20 protein-coding genes are annotated in these 18846 nt (G+C 60.8%); 4 read left to right on the forward strand and 16 right to left on the reverse strand.

Features of this window, described 5'->3' with window-relative positions; all coding sequences use genetic code 11:
• The first annotated feature begins 1 nt into the window (after position 1).
• Genes ACN9MW_RS22440 through ACN9MW_RS22450 form a run of 3 tightly spaced genes read left to right on the forward strand, consistent with a single transcriptional unit; the run spans position 2 to position 3768 of the window.
• The gene (locus tag ACN9MW_RS22440) at positions 2 to 1129 is read left to right on the forward strand and encodes an ABC transporter permease (RefSeq protein WP_426162836.1); all 1128 of its coding nucleotides are present in this window, start codon (positions 2 to 4) and stop codon (positions 1127 to 1129) included.
• A gap of 27 nt (positions 1130 to 1156) precedes the next feature.
• Positions 1157 to 2563: a bifunctional enoyl-CoA hydratase/phosphate acetyltransferase gene (locus ACN9MW_RS22445; RefSeq protein ID WP_426162838.1), complete on the forward strand. Its 1407-nt coding sequence runs from the start codon at positions 1157 to 1159 to the stop codon at positions 2561 to 2563.
• Positions 2560 to 3768, forward strand: a complete 1209-nt coding sequence (locus tag ACN9MW_RS22450; protein ID WP_426162840.1) for an acetate/propionate family kinase — start codon at positions 2560 to 2562, stop codon at positions 3766 to 3768. The genes ACN9MW_RS22445 and ACN9MW_RS22450 overlap by 4 nt, the downstream gene beginning before the upstream one ends.
• Here ACN9MW_RS22450 and ACN9MW_RS22455 read toward each other — a convergent pair.
• The 12 genes from ACN9MW_RS22455 to rpsO form a co-directional block, all read right to left on the reverse strand.
• Positions 3740 to 4264: a YbhB/YbcL family Raf kinase inhibitor-like protein gene (locus tag ACN9MW_RS22455; RefSeq protein ID WP_426162842.1), complete on the reverse strand. Its 525-nt coding sequence runs from the start codon at positions 4262 to 4264 to the stop codon at positions 3740 to 3742. The genes ACN9MW_RS22450 and ACN9MW_RS22455 overlap by 29 nt on opposite strands.
• Positions 4265 to 4348: 84 nt before the next feature.
• Positions 4349 to 5230: a helix-turn-helix transcriptional regulator gene (locus ACN9MW_RS22460; protein WP_426162844.1), complete on the reverse strand. Its 882-nt coding sequence runs from the start codon at positions 5228 to 5230 to the stop codon at positions 4349 to 4351.
• The gene (locus ACN9MW_RS22465; RefSeq protein WP_426162846.1) at positions 5227 to 5574 is read right to left on the reverse strand and encodes a hypothetical protein; all 348 of its coding nucleotides are present in this window, start codon (positions 5572 to 5574) and stop codon (positions 5227 to 5229) included. Before ACN9MW_RS22465 ends, ACN9MW_RS22460 begins: the two co-directional genes overlap by 4 nt.
• A gap of 111 nt (positions 5575 to 5685) precedes the next feature.
• Positions 5686 to 5949, reverse strand: a complete 264-nt coding sequence (locus ACN9MW_RS22470; RefSeq protein WP_426162848.1) for a PAAR domain-containing protein — start codon at positions 5947 to 5949, stop codon at positions 5686 to 5688.
• Positions 5950 to 5970: 21 nt separating this feature from the next.
• The gene (locus ACN9MW_RS22475; RefSeq protein WP_426162850.1) at positions 5971 to 6438 is read right to left on the reverse strand and encodes a hypothetical protein; all 468 of its coding nucleotides are present in this window, start codon (positions 6436 to 6438) and stop codon (positions 5971 to 5973) included.
• On the reverse strand, positions 6438 to 6896 hold the full coding sequence (locus ACN9MW_RS22480; RefSeq protein WP_426162852.1) for a hypothetical protein: 459 nt from the start codon (positions 6894 to 6896) through the stop codon (positions 6438 to 6440). Before ACN9MW_RS22480 ends, ACN9MW_RS22475 begins: the two co-directional genes overlap by 1 nt.
• Positions 6897 to 6899: 3 nt before the next feature.
• On the reverse strand, positions 6900 to 8588 hold the full coding sequence (locus ACN9MW_RS22485) for a LysM peptidoglycan-binding domain-containing protein (RefSeq protein ID WP_426162854.1): 1689 nt from the start codon (positions 8586 to 8588) through the stop codon (positions 6900 to 6902).
• Positions 8578 to 9126 (reverse strand): hypothetical protein, encoded by a 549-nt coding sequence (locus tag ACN9MW_RS22490; RefSeq protein WP_426162856.1) that lies wholly within the window; start codon positions 9124 to 9126, stop codon positions 8578 to 8580. Before ACN9MW_RS22490 ends, ACN9MW_RS22485 begins: the two co-directional genes overlap by 11 nt.
• On the reverse strand, positions 9126 to 12353 hold the full coding sequence (locus tag ACN9MW_RS22495; protein WP_426162858.1) for a type VI secretion system Vgr family protein: 3228 nt from the start codon (positions 12351 to 12353) through the stop codon (positions 9126 to 9128). The genes ACN9MW_RS22490 and ACN9MW_RS22495 overlap by 1 nt, the downstream gene beginning before the upstream one ends.
• A gap of 144 nt (positions 12354 to 12497) precedes the next feature.
• Entirely contained in the window at positions 12498 to 12638 is a 141-nt protein-coding gene (locus ACN9MW_RS22500) for a hypothetical protein (protein WP_426162860.1), read from the reverse strand.
• 428 nt (positions 12639 to 13066) lie between these two features.
• Complete coding sequence (gene pnp, locus ACN9MW_RS22505) at positions 13067 to 15187, reverse strand: polyribonucleotide nucleotidyltransferase (RefSeq protein ID WP_426162862.1); 2121 nt, start codon at positions 15185 to 15187, stop codon at positions 13067 to 13069.
• Positions 15188 to 15369: 182 nt separating this feature from the next.
• Positions 15370 to 15639: a 30S ribosomal protein S15 gene (gene rpsO / locus ACN9MW_RS22510; protein ID WP_130311226.1), complete on the reverse strand. Its 270-nt coding sequence runs from the start codon at positions 15637 to 15639 to the stop codon at positions 15370 to 15372.
• 145 nt (positions 15640 to 15784) lie between these two features.
• Between rpsO and ACN9MW_RS22515 the strand changes: the two genes are divergently transcribed.
• Entirely contained in the window at positions 15785 to 16108 is a 324-nt protein-coding gene (locus tag ACN9MW_RS22515; protein WP_426162864.1) for a hypothetical protein, read from the forward strand.
• On the opposite strand, the gene ACN9MW_RS22520 is transcribed toward ACN9MW_RS22515, so the two are convergent.
• The 4 genes from ACN9MW_RS22520 to ACN9MW_RS22535 all read right to left on the reverse strand — a co-directional run bounded on the left by ACN9MW_RS22520 (position 16109) and on the right by ACN9MW_RS22535 (position 18676).
• Complete coding sequence (locus ACN9MW_RS22520; RefSeq protein ID WP_426162866.1) at positions 16109 to 16441, reverse strand: helix-turn-helix domain-containing protein; 333 nt, start codon at positions 16439 to 16441, stop codon at positions 16109 to 16111.
• Positions 16425 to 16691 carry a type II toxin-antitoxin system RelE family toxin gene (locus ACN9MW_RS22525; RefSeq protein WP_426162868.1) on the reverse strand — a complete coding sequence of 89 codons (267 nt, stop codon included), beginning with the start codon at positions 16689 to 16691 and terminating at the stop codon, positions 16425 to 16427. Before ACN9MW_RS22525 ends, ACN9MW_RS22520 begins: the two co-directional genes overlap by 17 nt.
• A gap of 65 nt (positions 16692 to 16756) precedes the next feature.
• Complete coding sequence (locus ACN9MW_RS22530) at positions 16757 to 17233, reverse strand: helix-turn-helix domain-containing protein (protein ID WP_426162870.1); 477 nt, start codon at positions 17231 to 17233, stop codon at positions 16757 to 16759.
• Between the two features lie 135 nt (positions 17234 to 17368).
• Positions 17369 to 18676, reverse strand: coding sequence for an MFS transporter (locus ACN9MW_RS22535; RefSeq protein ID WP_426172270.1), 1308 nt, complete (start codon positions 18674 to 18676; stop codon positions 17369 to 17371).
• Positions 18677 to 18846: the final 170 nt, after the last annotated feature.

Consider the following 18846-nt stretch of genomic DNA (forward strand, 5'->3'; position numbering starts at 1 on the left):
CATGCGCGCCCGTCTTTCAAACATCTACCGGCTCGGCATCAAGGAACTCTGGAGCCTGTTGCGCGACCCGATCATGCTGGTGCTGATCGCCTACACCTTCTCGGTATCGATCTACGTCGCCGCCACCGCCATGCCGGAAAGCCTGCACCATGTGGCACTGGCCGTGGTGGACCAGGATGCCTCGCCGCTGTCGGCCCGCATCGTCTCGGCCTTCTACCCGCCGCAGTTCGTCACGCCGGTGCTGCTCACGCCACAGCAGGCCGACGCCGGCATGGACCGCGGCGACTACACTTTCGTGCTCACCATTCCGCCCGGCTACCAGCGCGACCTGCTGGCCGGCCAGTCGCCGGCGCTGCAGCTGAACGTCGATGCCACCCGCATGAGCCAGGCCTTCACCGGCAACGCCAGCATCAGCCGCATGGTGTCGGCCGAAGTGAGCGACTTCCTGCGCCGCGGCCGTCCCGATCCCGGCCTGCCGGTCGGGCTGGACCTGCGCCTGCGCTTCAACCCCAACCTGGAACAAGCCTGGTTCGGCGCACTGATGGAGATCATCAACAACGTCACCATGCTGTCGATCATCCTGAGCGGCGCGGCGCTGATCCGCGAACGCGAACATGGCACCGTCGAACATTTGCTGGTGATGCCGGTATCGCCGGCCCAGATCATGCTGGCCAAGGTGTGGTCCATGGGGCTGGTGGTGCTGCTCGCGGCGCTGGGCGCCCTGCTGTTCGTGGTGCAGGGCGCACTGCGCGTGCCGGTGCAGGGTTCGATCGCTCTGTTCACGCTGGTGGCCGCGCTGCACCTGTTCGCCACCACGGCGATGGGCATCTTCATGGCCACGCTGGCGCGCAGCATGCCGCAGTTCGGCATGCTGCTGGTACTGGTGCTGCTGCCCCTGCAGCTGTTGTCGGGCGGCGTGACGCCGCGCGAAAGCATGCCGGCGCTGGTGCAGCACCTGATGCTGGCGGCGCCCACCACCCATTTCGTGGCTGCCGGCCAGGCCATCCTGTACCGCAACGCCGGCATCGACGTGGTCTGGCCGCAACTGCTGGCCATCGCCGCCATCGGCGCCACGCTGTTTGCCATCTCCTTGCGGCGCTTCCGCGCTACCATTGCGCAGATGGCCTGAACCTTTTCGAAGACCTGGGAATCCACCATGCTACAAGACGATTTAAGCACCATCCGCAACCGCGTTTTCGACGACATTGCCGTGGGCGACACCGGAACGCTGGTGCGCACGCTCACGAGCGCCGACATCCAGCTCTTTGCCGTGCTGTCGGGCGACGCCAACCCGCAGCACCTGGACGAGGATTTCGCCGCCAACACGCGCTTTCACAGCGTGATCGCACACGGCATGTTCGGCGGCGCCCTGATCTCGGCCGTGCTGGGCACCCGCCTGCCGGGCCCTGGCACCATCTACCTCGGGCAGACCCTGAAATTTACCGCTCCGGTGCGCGTTGGCGACACGCTAACCACCAGCGTCACCGTCACCGCCCGCGACGAAGCGCGCAAGCGCCTCAAGCTGGCCTGCCAGTGCATCAACCAGGATGGCGTGGCCGTAATCACGGGGGAAGCCGATGTGATCGCGCCCACTGAAGCAATCGCCCGTCCCCGCGCCACGCTGCCGGAGGTGCGCCTCATGCCCGGCGGCGGCGAAATCCAGGCCCTGCTGGCGCATGCACGCGGCTTCGGCCCGCTGGCTACCGCGGTGGTCCATCCCTGCGACGAGTCCAGCCTGGGCGCGGCGCTCGACGCGAAGGCCGCCGGCCTGATCACGCCGATCCTGGTGGCGCCGCAAGCAAAACTGCAGGCCGTGGCCAGGCAGGCCGGCCTGGACCTGGGCGGCTGCCGCATCGAGGATGTGCCGCACAGCCATGCGGCCGCTGCACGCGCAGTCGAACTTGCCGTGCAGGGAGAAGCGGCGCTGCTGATGAAAGGCAGCCTGCACACCGATGAACTGATGGGCGCCGTGGTCGGCTGCCCGGCCCTGCGCACCAAGCGCCGCATCAGCCACTGCTTCCTGATGCAGACTCCGGCCTATCCTCGTCCCTTTATCGTGACCGACGCCGCCATCAATATCGCGCCGACGCTGGAAGAAAAAGCCGACATCATCCGCAATGCCATCGACCTGGCGCACGCCATCGGCGTCGCCACGCCGCGCGTGGCCATCCTGGCCGCAGTGGAGACCGTCAACCCCCATATGCCGGCCACCCTCGACGCCGCGATCCTGTGCAAGATGGCCGACCGCGGCCAGATCAGCGGCGCCCTGCTGGACGGCCCCCTGGCCTTCGACAATGCCGTATCGCCGGCAGCGGCGCGCATCAAGGGCATCGTGTCGAAAGTAGCCGGGCAAGCCGACGTGCTGGTCGCTCCCGACCTGGAAAGCGGCAATATGCTGGCCAAGCAGCTGGAATACCTGGGCGGCGCCAACAGCGCCGGCGTGGTGCTCGGCGCGCGCCTGCCGATCGTGCTGACCAGCCGCGCCGACAGCCGCGAAAGCCGGCTCGCTTCCTGTGCCGTGGCCCTGCTGCTGGCCCGCCAGTATGAGGCGACCCCGCCATGACACCACGCATCCTGGTACTGAACTGCGGATCGTCGAGCATCAAGTTCGCCCTCTTTGACGCCGGGGAAACCGGATTGGACGCGAAGGCACTATGGCATGGCAAAGTCGACGGCGTGACCGGTCCCCGGCCAACGCTGGACCTGCCAGGCGCCACGTCCCGTGCGCTGCCGGCCGGCGGCGAACAACCCTACCACGCAGCACTGGACGCCATCCTGGCGCAGCTGGCGCAACGCCTGCAGGGCGCTGGTGAAACGCTGACAGCCATTGCACACCGGGTGGTGCACGGAGGCCTCAAGTACAGCGCGCCGGTGTTGCTGGACGCGCCGGTACTGGCCGACCTGCGCAGCTACATCCCGCTGGCGCCGCTGCACCAGCCCTTTGCGCTGGAAGCGATCGAGACCCTGCTCGCCAGCCACCCCAGCCTGCCGCAAGTCGCCTGCTTCGATACCGCCTTCCACCATACCCTGCCGGTGGTCGAACAAATGCTGCCCCTGCCCTACGCGGCGTGGGAGCGCGGCTTGCGGCGCTACGGCTTCCATGGCCTGTCCTACGAATACCTGTCGCTCGCGCTGGCAGCGCGGCACGGCGGCGCAGCGCAGGGCCGCACCATCGCCGCCCACCTGGGCAGCGGCGCCAGCCTGTGCGCGATGCAGGGCCTGGCCAGCGTCGCCACCACCATGGGCTTTTCCGCCCTGGACGGCTTGATGATGGGCACGCGCTGCGGCGCACTGGACCCCGGCGCCTTGCTCTACCTGATGGATATCGAAGGCCTGAGCACGCACGAAGTCGGCCATTTGCTGTACCACGAGTCAGGCCTGCTGGGCGTATCGGGCATCGCCGCCGACCCACGCCTGCTGCTGGAGCAAGAGGCGGAGTCTCCGCGTGCACGCGACGCGCTGGCCTTGTACGTGCGCCGCATCGTGCGCGAAATCGGCGCCCTGTGCGCGGTACTGGGTGGCCTGGACATGCTGGTCTTCACAGCGGGCATTGGCGAGCACAATGCCGAGATCCGCCGCCGCATTTGCGCCGCGCTGGGCTTCCTCGGCGTGCAGGTCGATGACGCGGCCAACCGTAGCAACGCCCCTCTGATCAGCTGCGGCGCCGGACCACTGGTGGCTGTCGAACCTACCGACGAAGAATGGATCGCAGCGCGCCACGCCCGCGCCATCCTCGGGCTTAATCGCGCTGGTACAGGGCCTCGATAGTGCTCGCTCCGAGCGAGTGCGCCCTGACCATATAACCGGTCAGTGCGCCCGATGCGTCCTCGGGAAGGTCGAGTTTTTGCGACAGCGCATGCACCGTGAACCGATAGTGATGCACGCCGTACCCCGATGGCGGGCATGCGCCGCCGAACCCCTTCGCGCCGTAGTCGTTGCGCATCTGCTGGCTGCCCGCAGGAGCCAGCGCGCCCGCCGGCAGCGAAGTCACATCCTTCGGAATATTGACAAGCTGCCAGTGCCACCAGCCGCTGCCAGTCGGCGCATCGGCATCATGGACCAGGATGGCGAAAGCCGCCGTGCCTTGCGGCGCTCCGGACCAGGATAGTTGCGGGGACTGGTTTCCACCGCTACAGCCGAAGCCCTGGAATTCCTGGGCCTTGGCCATGAACTTGCCGTCGGCGATGTCGGTGCTGGCCAGGGTCAGCGATCCCGCCAGCGCGGAGTTGGATACCAGCAGTGCTGCAAAAATAAGGTGTCGCATATGTGCTCCCGTGTTGAAGAACGCACATGGTAAGCAGCAACCGAAAAGCGGTTTAGTCCGAAACCAGCCAGAGTTTCGCCTTAATCAGTCATTCGTGGGAAGACGACGCAGTAACGCTCGGTCTTCGTCGCGCATCCTTGTTTTGCGTAGTTCGGACGGCGTGATGCCGAAGAACTGCTTGAACTTGTCGGTAAAGCGCGACTGGGACTGGTAACCGCACCTTTCCGCAACCCGTCCGATTGGCTCAAATGTTGTTTGCACCAGGTGCAGGCCATGGCCCAGCCTTGCCCGATCCTTGATCGCCTGCAAAGTAGTGCCTTCCGCTGCCAGCTTGCGACGCAGGGTGGACTCGCTGAGCGCGAGACGGGATGCAAGAACGTCGGCACCCATCTCAATGCCGAATTCCACGCAAATCATGCTGTGCAGGCGATGGCTAAGGCTGGGCGGTTCCATGACAGCGCTGACCTGGACATGGCCCAGGTGGTAAATCAGCTGAAGAATCTCACGCCGGCGCGCAGCCCATATCGCCTGCGGCGCGAAGGCGGCCCATTCAACGAACTGCTGCAAGGTCTTTTCAAATACCGGGCCTATCTCGCCCTGCACAAACGGCACGGTCCTGGCGGCCTTCGGCGGCAGGCAATCGAAATCATCGTGTTCGAACTCCACGATCAGCGCCAGGTATTCCCCATCCCCGGGGATATTGCGCATATTGATGCTGGGGTGGTTCGACAGCACGATAAAGCTGCCGCGCGGACAAACAATCTCGCCCTTGCTGCCCAAGCGCTTGCTGCCGTCGAGCACGCAGATCAGCATCGGCCTGATGATCGGCACATTGACGATCTTCTGCTCCTTGACCGACGAATACACCGAGAACGGCAGAACCCGCCCTGCCCCTTGCAGCGTCCTCGCTGCATGGATTAGCGCTTGCTGGTTCCATTCATGGCTGAGGCGCTGACGGCCTTTCATTCGCGCCGTTGATCCTGTTCTCGCTGCGCCAGAAGATAGCTTCTTTGGACTGGCGTCTTCAGCGCAAGTTGATGCTCGTCCAGGAATGCAGCGAGGCGCTGCTCGTTTGCCACACTCCCAATGAACCTTGAGCGCGCACTGTCAACGGCGACAGGTTCCCGGCATGCCGAACATACAAGGTAGGACTTGGACAGGAATGGAATCGTCTTGATCGTAAAGAACGACACCCACTCCGTCTCTTTCCAATGCTCCCACATACGCGTGCGCTGGCAGCGATAGCAATGACAGGTAAGCGCCTGGCCGACCTCTTTTCGTTCCTTGACCCAGCCAAACATGATGAACACTACTTCTTCCTTTGTAATTCTGCGAAGGCGGAAGAATGCCATTGCCGATGACGGCCAAATCTATTCAATAGTCACCATCCAACAAATTACCCAACGAAACCAAGACCTGGCCTACTTGATCAGGTACCTGGTCTGGCTGGCAATCAGCGTGGCGCCGCAGGCAGTGGTATCGCCGTCGCGGGCAGTTGGCTTGCCGTCGGTGATGTAGGTTTCGCTGCCGCTGTTGATGGTGGTTTCGCTTGGATGCAACGGGCAACTCACCGTATCGCCCAGCCGCGCCACGCCCTTGCCGTCGACGACAAAGTTGGAGCTGCCGGTCTTGACCTCCCCGCCATGCGACGTCTTATCTCCAATGCGAATCACTGGACGACTCATCCTGCTACCCTTCCTGATAATCTATTTTTTTCCAACGAGCTTGACGCAGTATTGCGCAGCCTTGCGCGCCTCCGCTGAAGGCAACGCAGCGATGGACTCATCGAATTGCTGACGGACGGGCACCTTGGTGCCCAAGCTCATGAAAATGGCCAGCTCCCCGCCAAACTCCGGATCAAAGTAAGTCGAACAGGACGATTGGTCCATGAAGGCACCGCAAGCCGAAGCCGCAGCAATCTCCTCCATCGCCTTTGGGTCGATGCGCTTGGAGGGAATCGGCTTGCCGATCCATTTATCCTTGCCCCAGACAGTGTCGAAGCGCTGACGCAGGGTTTCCCCGACCTTGTTGACATCCTCTTCCGCAGGCACGCCGTTTGGCCTGGTCACGCAACGCAGCCCGCCAGGGGAATACCCCTCGCCCGCGAATGCTTGTGCAACCCCGCAGCCGAGCAAAATCGCCAGGCCAGCCTGCGCCAGTACCGTCTTGTGCACTATTTTTTTCCGACAAGCTTGACGCAGTATTGGGCGGCTTTTCGTGCTTCGACCGATGGCAATGCCGCGATAGCTTCATCAAACTGTTTGCGGATCGGTGCTTTGCTGCCCAAGGCGGTAAACACTGTAAGGTTCCCGCCGAATTCGGGATCAAAGAAGTTCGAGCATGCAGAACGGTCCAACATGGCAGCGCAACCTGCGATGCTTGCAATCTCTTCCATCGCCTTCGGGTCAATACGCTTGGTTGGAAGCGTCTGATACACCCAATCCTTGCCCCAGATGGCGCTGAAACGCTGGTCCAGGCTTGCGCTGACCTTTTTCACCTCTTCGCCAGGCTCGCCGCCGCGTGTACAGCTCAAGCCAAACGGCGAATAGTTCTCTCCTGCAAATGCTGGCGCAAACTGGAACGCGGCCAACAGCGTCAAGCCGGCCTTCAGAACTATTTTCATATTTCGCATCTCTTACTCCAAATACCAAATTCCCGTTACCTTGAACCGGACCTTGTAACTGCCGCTCACAGGCGAAACCATCGTGATGTAATCCGTACGATAGCATGGGTCAATTTCATTAAAGTCGCTGACGAAACCTCCCGCATGCTTGATCTCGATATGCCCGGAGATTACTTTGCCAGCGCTGGTAACCTGCTTCTCAATTGGGGCATATATGACTATCGAGCCGTACGGCGCGGTTTTAAGATTGATTCCCGGCGTCGTTTCTAACAGATTCTTGAAGCCATTCTTTGCAAGAACCGGCCCAAAGTCCTTGGCATGCTCGCAACTTGGGTACTTGAAGTACCCTGCGGCCACCAGAGCTCTTTTCACATACATCAAGCAGTAGTGGATGGATTTAGGATGCTTATGTTTCATGGCATGAGCAATTGCAATCTCAATCCTGCTCGATGCTGCCGGTTTGGTGACGGTCGCTTCCGGATGCTTTGATTCAGCGCTACGATCTTCTTTCACGACCGGCTTGGTTGCAGCCGGCGACGCCGCGGCCGGAGGGGTAGCGGGCTTATTGGAAGCCGCTGCTTGCGCACCGCCCGTTGCACCGGCAGAGCCGGCCGGCTTCGTCGGTGCAGATGCCGCCGCTGCTGGCGCTGCCGGTTGTGCTGGCTTGGCATGCTGCTGCGCCGGCTTGCCTTTAGTATCAGGTACTTTCAGCATCTGGTGAGGATGCAGCAGGTATGGTTTGTCGATGTTGTTCATCTTGGCCAGGACCTGGTAGGTCGTGCCGTAAAGGCGCGCGATGGACGAAAGCGTCTGGCCCTTTTTCACCTCGTGCATGCCTGGAGTCTTGGGCGCTGCAGCCTTGTCCTCGTGCAAGTGAGTCTTCACCGGTACGCGCTCTTTCGGCGCGACGATCGTCCAGCTGGAGTTCAGTTTGTCGATCGCAAGCTGGCCGAGTTCCTTGAACTCGTCGGTCGTTTTCTGGATGAAGACGGTCAGCGGCCCGAAGTCAGGCGACGCAAGGAAGGTCGGCAGCAAGCCATGCTCGTTGGACTTCATGATCTTCGACTTGCCGTTCTGCTCCACCCGAATGGTCGCATCGGCAATCGGACTGCCGGCTGCGTCGACAATGCTCAGCGCATGGCCGACGTCGAGCGCCTTTTCGTAGAGATCGGCCAGCTTGGCAAATTTTCCGGTAGCCAGGCCTTCTCCGCCATAATTGCCGCTCGGGCCATCATGGTGGTATTTGTAGCACCAGACATCAGGCTTCTTCCGCTTCTTGGCCAGCGCCTCGTTGTCAAGGAAATGCTCCAACAAGGCCTTGACGTTGGCATTCGTGTCGAATCGATTGCTATTATCCAGGCCATAGAAGTTGCCGGTTTTGTTGACGAACTGGCCCAGGCTGCTGGCCGAGGTAGTGCCGGCAGCGGCATCTGGATTGAAGCCCGATTCGATTTTAGCCGTCGCCAGCAGCAAAGCCGTGCGGCGCACGTTCAGGCCTTTGGCCTTGGCAGCGGCGATCAGCTTGTCAATCACCTGCTTTTGCACGGCAAGCGATGCATCGCCCCAGATGCGGGAATTACCGGCCAGCCTGCCCGGGCTGTGGTCGACCGGCTCCTTGTAATGCGAGTACGACTTCACTTGCTCGTCTTTGTACGCCGCGCCCTTCTTCTGGGTGTAAAAGACGTTGTAATCAATGGCCATTCAACGCACTCTCGATATAAACGTCGAACAGGCTGCCCTGCCCTATCTTCTTCACTTTCTTGTCGAAGGCGGTTTTCACCGCTTCGCCCACCGCGGGGTTCTTTTTCTTGTCGCGATTGGAGCCGATCAGGTTGCCGTCCCAGCTATACACGTCGGCCCATTCGCATTGCGCGCAATTGCCGCCGTTCGACATCGAAACCACGATGACTTTCTCTTTGGCGGGCGTTTCGGCACAGACGACATCACCGACCTTGTCAGCGATGATTGGATAGGAATCGCCAGTCTGCAACGGCTCCGCCTTGAATGACTGGCCGCCGAGCTCACGCCCGCTGGCGCCGTCGCTAATGCTCAGGCGCTGGCTGGTGCAGGACAAGCCAGGATAGCCCACTTCCTTGTAGCAGCTTGCTTTCAGCTCGATCTTGCGGTCAACGCACTGCAGCGCCGCGACGCGCTGGCGCAACGCCGGCTTGGATTCGGCCAGCGCGGCCTGTACCAGGCAGGCGGACAACAACAAACCCAGGATCAAATTGTTTTTCATTATGAGGCCTCACGAACAGGTGGAATTGAATTTGGTGCGTCTTCTTCCGGACGCAAATCGGCTGGCGGCGCGTCCAGCTCAATCAGGTCAAGGTCGGACAGCGACAACGCATCGAGGTCGTCGTCAATGCCGAAGCAGCCGGACGTGGCGCGCTCCATCACTTTGGCCATGTCGCGCACGCGCTTGGCGGCGGCTTCTTCGAAGATCGACGACACGTCGCGCGGCAGTTCGCCATCGCCGCGCCAGTCGCGCGTGACCATGGCCACCAGCCTCGCGGCTGAATGGTTGACCTTGCGTTCGACCAGGTCGACCAAGCCTTCCTGCGCCGCCTGCACCATGCGCTCCGTGCCGAGTCCAATAACCGCATCCTTCATATTGTCGCTGCGCTTCAGGATGTGCACGATGGTCGAAGGCGGCATGCCGATCTTCTGGCCCAGCAGCGCCAGCGCTTCGGCGCGGATATCGATTTCGCCGTCAGGCATGAACAGCTTTTTCGCATGTTCCACCGAAATCTGCGTCTTCGACGCCAGCACGCCAACACCAACCGGCGTCTTTACCTTCTCGGTCAACGCATCATCTACTTCCTCGTCCATCTCAGGGTCGTGCTTGACGTCTTCCAGGAATTCCCACTTACCGTTATTGCGGTCGATCTCGACCTGCAGTTCCTCCATGTCCTCGGTGAACACGCGCGCCGTCTTGCCTTCCTCATCCAGCTTGCCGGACTGCAGCACGGAGCCATCCTTCGCCAGGATCTTGTAGGCGTAGCCGGCCGCCGCCCCCGCCGCCAGGTACAGCGCATCGCGCAGCACCACCTGCTGGCTGAACTTGCCGACGTTCATCTTGCCCCAGAATTCGGTCACCGGCGCCGACTTCACCGAGCCCTGGTTCACCACCTTGGCTGCGCCCAGTTCAAGAGTGCCGGCGATTTCGTGGGTTTCCTTGGCGCCCTTGATCAGGATCTCGCCGCTTTCGGTCAGGACGATGCTGCCGCCCTTGGTCTTCAGCACGATATCGCCGGTCTTGGCCTCGAAGACCATGCCTTTTTGCGACACGGTTTCGACCTTCCCGTCCTGCACGTGCAGGTAATGGTTGCCGTGGCTGATGGCGGTCACCATGCTGCCGCGCTCGACGTGCTGCTGGATGCCCTTGGCCGAGCTGAACGACATCTGTTCGCCGGACGTCATGTCGACATTGCCCGCGGCGTAGCAGCCCAGGTCTTCACCGGCTGCATGCACGATGCTCTTCGGCGTACTGGCGGCCACGCCGTCCGGCGCGGAAATGAAGACCAGCGGCTTGGTCAGCGACCAGGCGTTTTCGTTCAGCGCCTTCTGGTTCTTCAGGCCACGGTGCGAGTTTTTCTGCTCGCCGCGCTGCTCGGTCGCCATCTCGGCCGCCTGGCTGCGCATGGTTGCGCTGTCCAGCACGGCGCGCAAGGTGTCGGCGCCCTCGGTATTGTCCTGCTGGGTAGTACCGCTATCCTGCACCGGCTGGCCCCAGGCCGTGACCAGCACGCCCTTGGCGGCGCGCACTGCGCCCCAGCCATCGGTACGCAGCTCGAAGCCTTCACCGCGGTGGTCCTTGCGGCCGGAGGTGTCGAGCACGCGCGTCAGGTAGCCCAGGTTAAGCTGGCTGCGGTGATGGTCGGAGGACAGCACGGCCTGGATCTGGCCAGCCGTATCGTCCATCAGCAGGTGGTTGTTGCGGCCGCCGGCGCCGCCGGCGCCCTTCAGCTCCCGGCTGCGGATGCCGGACAGCGCATGCTGGTGCGGCAGTTCCCAGGGCGACATGTTCTCGCCGTTATAGACGCGGCCCGTGATGATGGGACGGTCCGGATTCGAGTCCAGCCACTGTACGATGACTTCCTGTCCGATGCGCGGCAAGGAAATGCCGCCAAAATTGCCGCCCGCCCAGCTCGAGGCAACCCGCACCCAGGCCGAACTCTGCTCGTCATGCGTGCCAACGCGGTCCCAATGGAACTGCACGCGCACGCGGCCATGTTCGTCGGTATGGACTTCCTGCCCGGAAGGGCCGACCACGATGGCGGTCTGCGGGCCATGGATCCTGGCCTGTTCGCTGTTAAAACCGCGCCCCGGACGCCAGTGCACCGTCTTGCGTATGCAGGTCAGCTGGTTGCTGTATTCGGAAATCCCTTCGGACTGCTGAAGATAGTTGTTAGTGGCGGAATGGTGCACGCTGATCACCACGAATTCGAGCTTGTCGTCCGAAGCGCCGTGCGCATGCGCGGAAAAATGCTCGGAAAGGCGGAACCAGCGGCCCGGCATCAGGTAGCGGCTGTTGCCCTTGGCCTCGATATGCTTGCCGCGGCTTTCAATTTCCTCCATCCGCAGCAAGGCCAGCGCTTCCGCATCCTTGCGGTTCCGCACGCCGTACGCGCCGGCATACTCATAGCTCTCCATCGACAGCACATCGCCCTGCTGGTTCAGCGTGGGCAGGTCGACATGGCTTGGTACCGGTTGTTTGAAGTCGAACGCCGACAGCGCCACCTTGCTGGAAACGATGCTGCGCACCGGCGACCAGTCGCCGATGCCGTCTTCTTCGGCCGCGCCTCCGTGGCGCTGGAAACGCACGCCAGGATTGCCGCCGTCAATCGGTGCGGCCTGGCTGGAATCGTCCGACAGCACCAGCGTGTGGCCGCGTTCACTATGTTCGTACCAATAATGCCAGCCCGCCGCTTCCCAGCGCCGGTGCAGGTAGTTGTAATCGGTCTCATCGAACTGGCAGGCCATGGTCATGGCCTCGTCAGCGCCCTGCACGCGGCAGCTCCAATCGGGATGCGTGCCGTAGTCGGCAAAGACCTCTTCCGACTGCTGGCGCAGGGTCTTGCCGTGGAAAAGGTAATTGTCGCGCCGCAGCTTCAGGTAGGCCAGCCAGGGCCGCAGGACCATCGAATAGAAGGCGATGGCGCCATCGGTCTTCACCAGGCGGAATTCGAATACGTAGCCGTTGAAGTAGCGCATGCTGCCATCGCCGCGCACCAGCGAAATGGTGACGAGCTTGCCTTGCACGTCCTTCAGCGCAATGCTGGCATCTTCGGCCAGCACCTCCACGGTATATTCGAAATCGCGCGACAGGCCCTCGTCCGCTTCCAGCCGGTTTGCCAGCAGCAGGGAATGCGGGCCGTCGTTATTGGGGAACGACAGGCGCAGGATACGATTGTTTTGCCGTCCAAACGGCAGCTCGGATAAGATTTGCGACAGGCTACGCATGCGGAATTTCCTCGGACTGCACTCGGCAATCCCTCACTAGTTACAAATAATGCAAGTTTCCGCGTGGAATTATAGCAGCGCTCGACCTGCGCACGATTGAATCTTTGTAATATTTTTTGACAACTTCCAAGTTTCCACAGCGGACTAGTCCAGCCGAAAGTCGGCAGGTGATGCTTGATAGAAGCTGTCAACCTTCGCCATCCATCTGCGGGCAAGCTCCGGCGGAGCATAAGCATCATAGGCATCGGCGATCGCATAAAGTTCAGCCGGATCGTCGCGCAGCATACGCACCAATACCAGGATCAGCGCGAGCCTCCATCCAGATACGTAGACGTACCTGTACGCCGGTTGCTTCCGGCGCAAGGCATCGAACACAAAATCAGCGCCTCAAGCTTGGTGAAGTGGACGAAAGAGCCTGGAGTAACTGTCAGCAAACCAGCTCGGGCATCAAAGTCGAGAGAGAATTCAAATATGCCATGCGCGAAAGGCCTTCGGAACCGGTGCCCCGTTTTCGTGTATTTGTAGCCGAGCTCCGTCATACGTGGCACAAGCAGGTCCAGCACGCCCTTTGAAGGTGGTGTCGATGCGATAATAAAATTTGCCCTGTCAGACCGCAGGATCATAACTTGCCATATGCAAGCAAAGTCTCACCAAAGGTAACAAAAAAGCCGCCGGGCTTTCGCACCGGCGGCTTTTCTTGTCAGCTTGGCTGATTACTGTGCAGCGGCAGCAGCTTCTTCAGCGGCAGCTTTCATCGACAGTTTCAGGCGGCCACGCTCGTCGGTCTCGAGGACCTTCACGCGCACTTGCTGGCCTTCTTTCAGGTAGTCGGCCACGGCGTTCACACGCTCGTTGGCGATCTGCGAGATGTGCAGCAGGCCGTCCTTGCCAGGCATGACCTGGACGATGGCGCCGAAGTCCAGCAGCTTCAGCACGGTACCGTCGTAGCACTTGCCCACTTCCACGGAAGCGGTCAGTTCTTCGATACGGCGCTTGGCTTCCTGGCCGGCAGCTGCGTCGACCGAAGCGATGGTGACGATGCCGTCGTCGCTGATGTCGATCTGGGTGCCGGTTTCTTCGGTCAGCGCGCGGATCACGGCGCCGCCCTTGCCGATCACGTCACGGATCTTCTCTGGGTTGATCTTGATGGTGATCAGGCGCGGAGCGAAGTCGGACAGTTCGGTCTTCACAGTCGGCATGGCCTTCTGCATTTCGCCCAGGATGTGCTGGCGGCCTTCTTTGGCCTGTGCCAGTGCAACCTGCATGATTTCCTTGGTGATGCCCTGGATCTTGATGTCCATCTGCAGCGCGGTAATGCCGTTGGCAGTACCAGCTACCTTGAAGTCCATGTCGCCCAGGTGGTCTTCATCGCCCAGGATGTCGGACAGCACGGCGAAGCGGCCGCCTTCCTTGATCAGGCCCATGGCGATACCAGCCACGTGTGCTTTCATCGGCACGCCGGCGTCCATCAGTGCCAGGCAGCCGCCGCAGACGGAAGCCATCGAGGAGGAACCATTGGATTCGGTGATTTCCGACACCAGGCGCACGGAGTACGAGAAGTCTTCCGGTGCCGGCAAAGCAGCAACCAGTGCACGCTTGGCCAAGCGGCCGTGGCCGATTTCGCGGCGCTTAGGCGTGCCAACACGGCCGGTTTCGCCGGTGGCGAACGGAGGCATGTTGTAGTGCAGCATGAAGTCGTCGGTGTACTCGCCCATCAGCGCATCGATCTTCTGCGAATCGCGGGCGGTGCCCAGGGTCGCTACGACCAGTGCCTGGGTTTCGCCGCGGGTGAACAGGGCGGAACCGTGAGTGCGCGGCAGGACCGAGGTGCGGATCGAGATCGGACGCACGGTCTTGGTGTCGCGGCCGTCGATACGTGGCTCGCCTTGCAGGATCTGGGAACGAACAACCTTCGCTTCCATTTCGAACAGGATGTTGCCGACTTCGACCGAGTCAGGAGCGTCAGCACCGTGTGCGGCAGCTTCGGCAGCCAGATCGGCCATCACTTCGGCCGACATGGCGCGCAGTTTGTCGGTACGGGCTTGCTTGTCCTTGGTCTGGTAAGCGGCGTTGATCTTCGCTTCAGCGAAGTGGGCAACGCGGCCGATCAGGGCTTCGTTCTTGGCAGGTGGAGTCCACACTTGCTCAGGCTTGCCGCCGTCGCGCACCAGTTCATGGATTGCGTCGATCACGGCCTTCATCTGCTCGTGGCCGTAGACAACGGCGCCCAGCATGATTTCTTCGGACAGCTGCTGCGCTTCCGATTCCACCATCAGCACGGCGGATTCGGTACCGGCGACCACCAGGTCCATCTGGGAGTCTTTGAGCTGGGAAGCGGTCGGGTTCAGGATGTACTGGCCGTTTTTGTAGCCGACGCGCGCAGCGCCGATCGGGCCGTTGAATGGCACGCCGGAGACGCACAGGGCGGCGGACGCGCCAATCATGGAAGCGATGTCCGGATCGATCTCAGGATTCACGGACAGCACGTGTACGATCACCTGGACTTCGTTCATGTAGCCCTCTGGGAACAGAGGACGGATCGGACGGTCGATCAGGCGGGAAGTCAGGGTTTCTTTTTCAGAAGGACGGCCTTCGCGCTTGAAGAAGCCACCAGGGATCTTGCCCGCTGCGTAGGTCTTTTCCAGGTAGTCGACGGTCAGTGGGAAGAAGTCCTGGCCTGGTTTTGCGTCTTTACGCGCCACCACGGTTGCCAGTACGACGGTGTCATCCATCGATACCATTACCGCGCCGGATGCCTGGCGAGCGATTTCGCCGGTTTCCAGCGTCACGGTGTGTTGGCCGTACTGGAAGGTCTTCGTTACTTTGTTAAACATGGGTTTATCCCTCTTTCTCTTTAGCCGACAGATTTTCAGGAGCTGTCGTAGCACCTCACCACGGACGGCCAGGAGGCCGCCATACTGCTTTACTGCAATAAAACTAAGGGTTTAAAAAACCAAAATGCCTGCGACAGCGAACTGGCGCAGGCATTTCTCGTTTAAACCTGGTAACGCAAGAATTACTTACGCAGGCCGAGTTTAGCGATCAGGTCGCGGTAACGGTTTGCGTCTTTGTTCTTCAGGTAGGACAGCAGGGACTTACGACGGTTAACCATCTTGATCAGGCCACGACGGGAGTGGTGATCCTTGGTGTGCTCTTTGAAGTGGGTGTTCAGTTCGTTGATGCGAGCGGTCAGCAGAGCAACTTGCACTTCTGGGGAGCCGGTGTCGTTTTGGCCACGAGCGTTGTCGGCGATGATGGCCGACTTGTTGATGTTTTCAACGGTCATTTTCTTACCTTTCACATGCGATGCACGGAGTCTTGGGAACCCTGCACATCGTGAATTACGTTTAATATAAAAATCCGGCCGGATGGCCAGACACGGGAGTATAACCGGAATAAGGGTCGAAAGCTACCGCCACACACGATCAGCCATGAAAACACCTCTTCGCGTTGCATTCTTGTCATTATTATTAAGCGCCTGCGCCGTCGCCCCACCCACTTGGCAACGCGGCAACGACAGCTTCAAGCCGATACAGCTCGGCGTGACCACCCAGGCCGACCTGCTGCGCCTGTACGGCCCGCCAGACGAGCGTACCTACCTGCAGCTGCGCGACCTGAATGTCTGGAGCTACCGCTACAAGGAATCGGGCGTATGGGATTCGATGATGCACATCATGATGGACCGCCAGGGCGTGGTGCGCGAAACCATGAGCGGCCCCGACCTCGAAAAAGAAGAGCGCGGCTTCTTCCGTTAATCAGAACCAAAGCTGTTCGGGGAAGATGCCAAGTGCAGCCGCGACGCGTTCACGGGTAGCTTTGCGTGGCCGCGCAGAGGATTCCTGCTGTGCGAATGCAGGCTGTGAAATGCCGAGCCGCTCAGCCATCTCCTGCTGCGTCACCCCGAGATGCTCGCGCCAGGCGCGAATTGGACTCCAGCCATTCAGGACAATCATGCCGACGACTTCGTGCGGCATTGCCCCCTCTTCTTCGTCCTTGCGCGAACGCAAGTAAGCTTCGTAAGGGATCACTGCGAACGCAGGGCGACCATCCGGGCCGTTTATGATCTGCACGTTAGTAGGTTTGTTCATCGCGCTTCTTCACTTCTTCAATGCTGACCACTCGCAGCCTGCCGTCAAAATCGAACAATATGCGGTAGCGCCCTGCCCGCAATCGAAATCCATACTTATGCGTTTTCAGGGCAATCACATTCGCGCCCCACGGCAGCGTCGCCAAAGCCCCGACTTCGCGCCAAATAAACACTTGGTCAGTCTTACCCAACTTTGAAAGCTGGCGTTTCGCCCTGGCTTGCCAGACTATCGCAATTGGGGTTGAGATCATTATAGGCTTTCGTTCAAAAAAACCTTATATCGTTGAACAAAAGCTTATATTGCAGACGACATTCCCTATTGCGCCGACTCAAGCCCCTCCTCCGTTTGGTCGTGCCAGATACCGTATTTGTCGCCCTGCCACAAAATGAGATGAAACAAGTAGGCATTCGCGAGCATGATCAGGCCGCCAACTAGGCCTGCAGGGCTATAAAGGCCAACCAGACAGCCAAGGTAGCCGCTGAGATGGCTTGCAATGAGGGCGCGCCGCGCCGCCTGCCGTGCTGGCTGCTCCAGCATCAGGTTGAACCAAAAGAAGCACTTCAAATGGACTGGCAGTTTGCGCCAGTGGTCCGAGCTCTTGTCGATCATGAATTTCTCCTGTCTTAAGGTCGAAACATCAACTTCGAACACGGCGGCAAGACATTTCAATGATTCCAGGCTGGCGTTTTGCCCGTTTTCGATCCGCTGAATCGTGCGCACGTTGAGCCCGGACATCTGGGCCAATTGTTCCTGCGACAGGTTTCGGCTGATTCGGATTTGTTTCAGGATCATGGTCTACCTCGTCGTTCGTGAGCCTTGAATTTGACGGAATTCGGCCCAGTCGACCACGACAAAAGCCCGACATTCGCCCAAAAACAAACGGGCCACCCTTAGGCGGCCCGTTCAAGGATGGCGTTTCGCGCGATCTTAGTCCTTGATCTCCAGCGCGCGGTTCAGGCTGAGGGCGGCGAGCGAGCCGGCGGCGCCGGACAGCAGGTACAGGCTGACATAGGCCAGGCCGAAGTGCGCCGACAGGCCCAGCGCGACCAGCGGAGCGAAGGCGGCGCCGACCAGCCACGCCAGGTCCGACGTCAGCGCTGCGCCGCTATAGCGGAAGCGGGACTCGAAATTGGCGGTCACGGCGCCGGCTGCCTGGCCATACGACAGGCCCAACAGCGCGAAGCCCAGCAGCATGAAGACGGTCTGTCCTGCGTCGCCGCCTTGCATCAGCAGCGGTACAAAGCCGCTGAACACGCCGATCAGCACCGCAAGCGAACCCAGGGTGCGGCGGCGGCCGATGCGGTCGGCAATCCAGCCCGAGGCGACGATGCAGGCTGCGGCGATGAACGCTCCTCCAATCTGGATCACCAGGAACTCGCTGACCGAGCGCTCTGAATACAGCGTAATCCAGGACAGCGGGAATACGGTCACCAGGTGGAACAGCGCGTAGCTGGCCAGCGCTGCCAGGGCGCCAATCACCACGTTGCGGCCTTGCGTTTTGAACAACTCGCCAATATCGGTCGGCTGCAACTCACGCTCTTCCAGCAGGCGCGCGTATTCATTGGTGGATACCAGGCGCAGGCGGGCAAACAGCGCCACCACGTTGATCGCGAAAGCGACGTAGAACGGATAGCGCCACCCCCAGTCGAGGAAGTCTTCCGACGACAGGCTCGACAACAGGAAGGAGAACAGGCCCGCCGCGATGATGAAGCCGGTCGGCGCGCCGAGCTGGCCCAGCATCGCGTACCAGCCGCGCTTCTCTTTCGGTGCATTCAGGGCCAGCAGCGACGGCAGGCCGTCCCAGGAGCCGCCCAGGGCAATGCCCTGCCCGAAACGCAGCATGGCCAGCAGGGCCAGCGCGCCCAGGCCGCTTTGCCCGTAGGTCGGCAGGAAGGCCATGCCCGCTGTCGAGGCGCCCAGCAGGAATAGCGCCGCCGTCAGCTTGGTTTCGCGCCCGAACCGCAGCTGGATCGCCATGAAGGTCGCCGTCCCCAGCGGCCTTGCCAAAAATGCAAATGAGAAGATCACGAAGGAATACAGCATCCCGTCCAGCTTGGAGGCGAACGGGAAAAACACCGCCGGGAAGACCAGGACGGAGGCAATGGCATAAACAAAAAAGTCGAAATATTCGGAAGCCCGGCCAATCACCACGCCCACGGCAATTTCGCCGGGTGCAATGTGCTGGTCGCTCGAATCGGATGGCCGCATCGGAATACCGTGGGCTGGTGCGGACATACTTTGCATGGTTCAGTCTCCTGTTTCTCACCGGCTGAGAGATATCACCGGTGTTTATTACTGTTATCTAACCTGCTGGTAGGACAATATGTCCAATTTCGCGCCTTGTCCAGACCCCTCAAAATAGAAAGATTCTTGACTTAGGACATTGTTTCTTGCGCATGCCTATA

The organism is Pseudoduganella sp. R-34, from assembly GCF_049904655.1.
GTDB lineage: Bacteria > Pseudomonadota > Gammaproteobacteria > Burkholderiales > Burkholderiaceae_D > Rugamonas.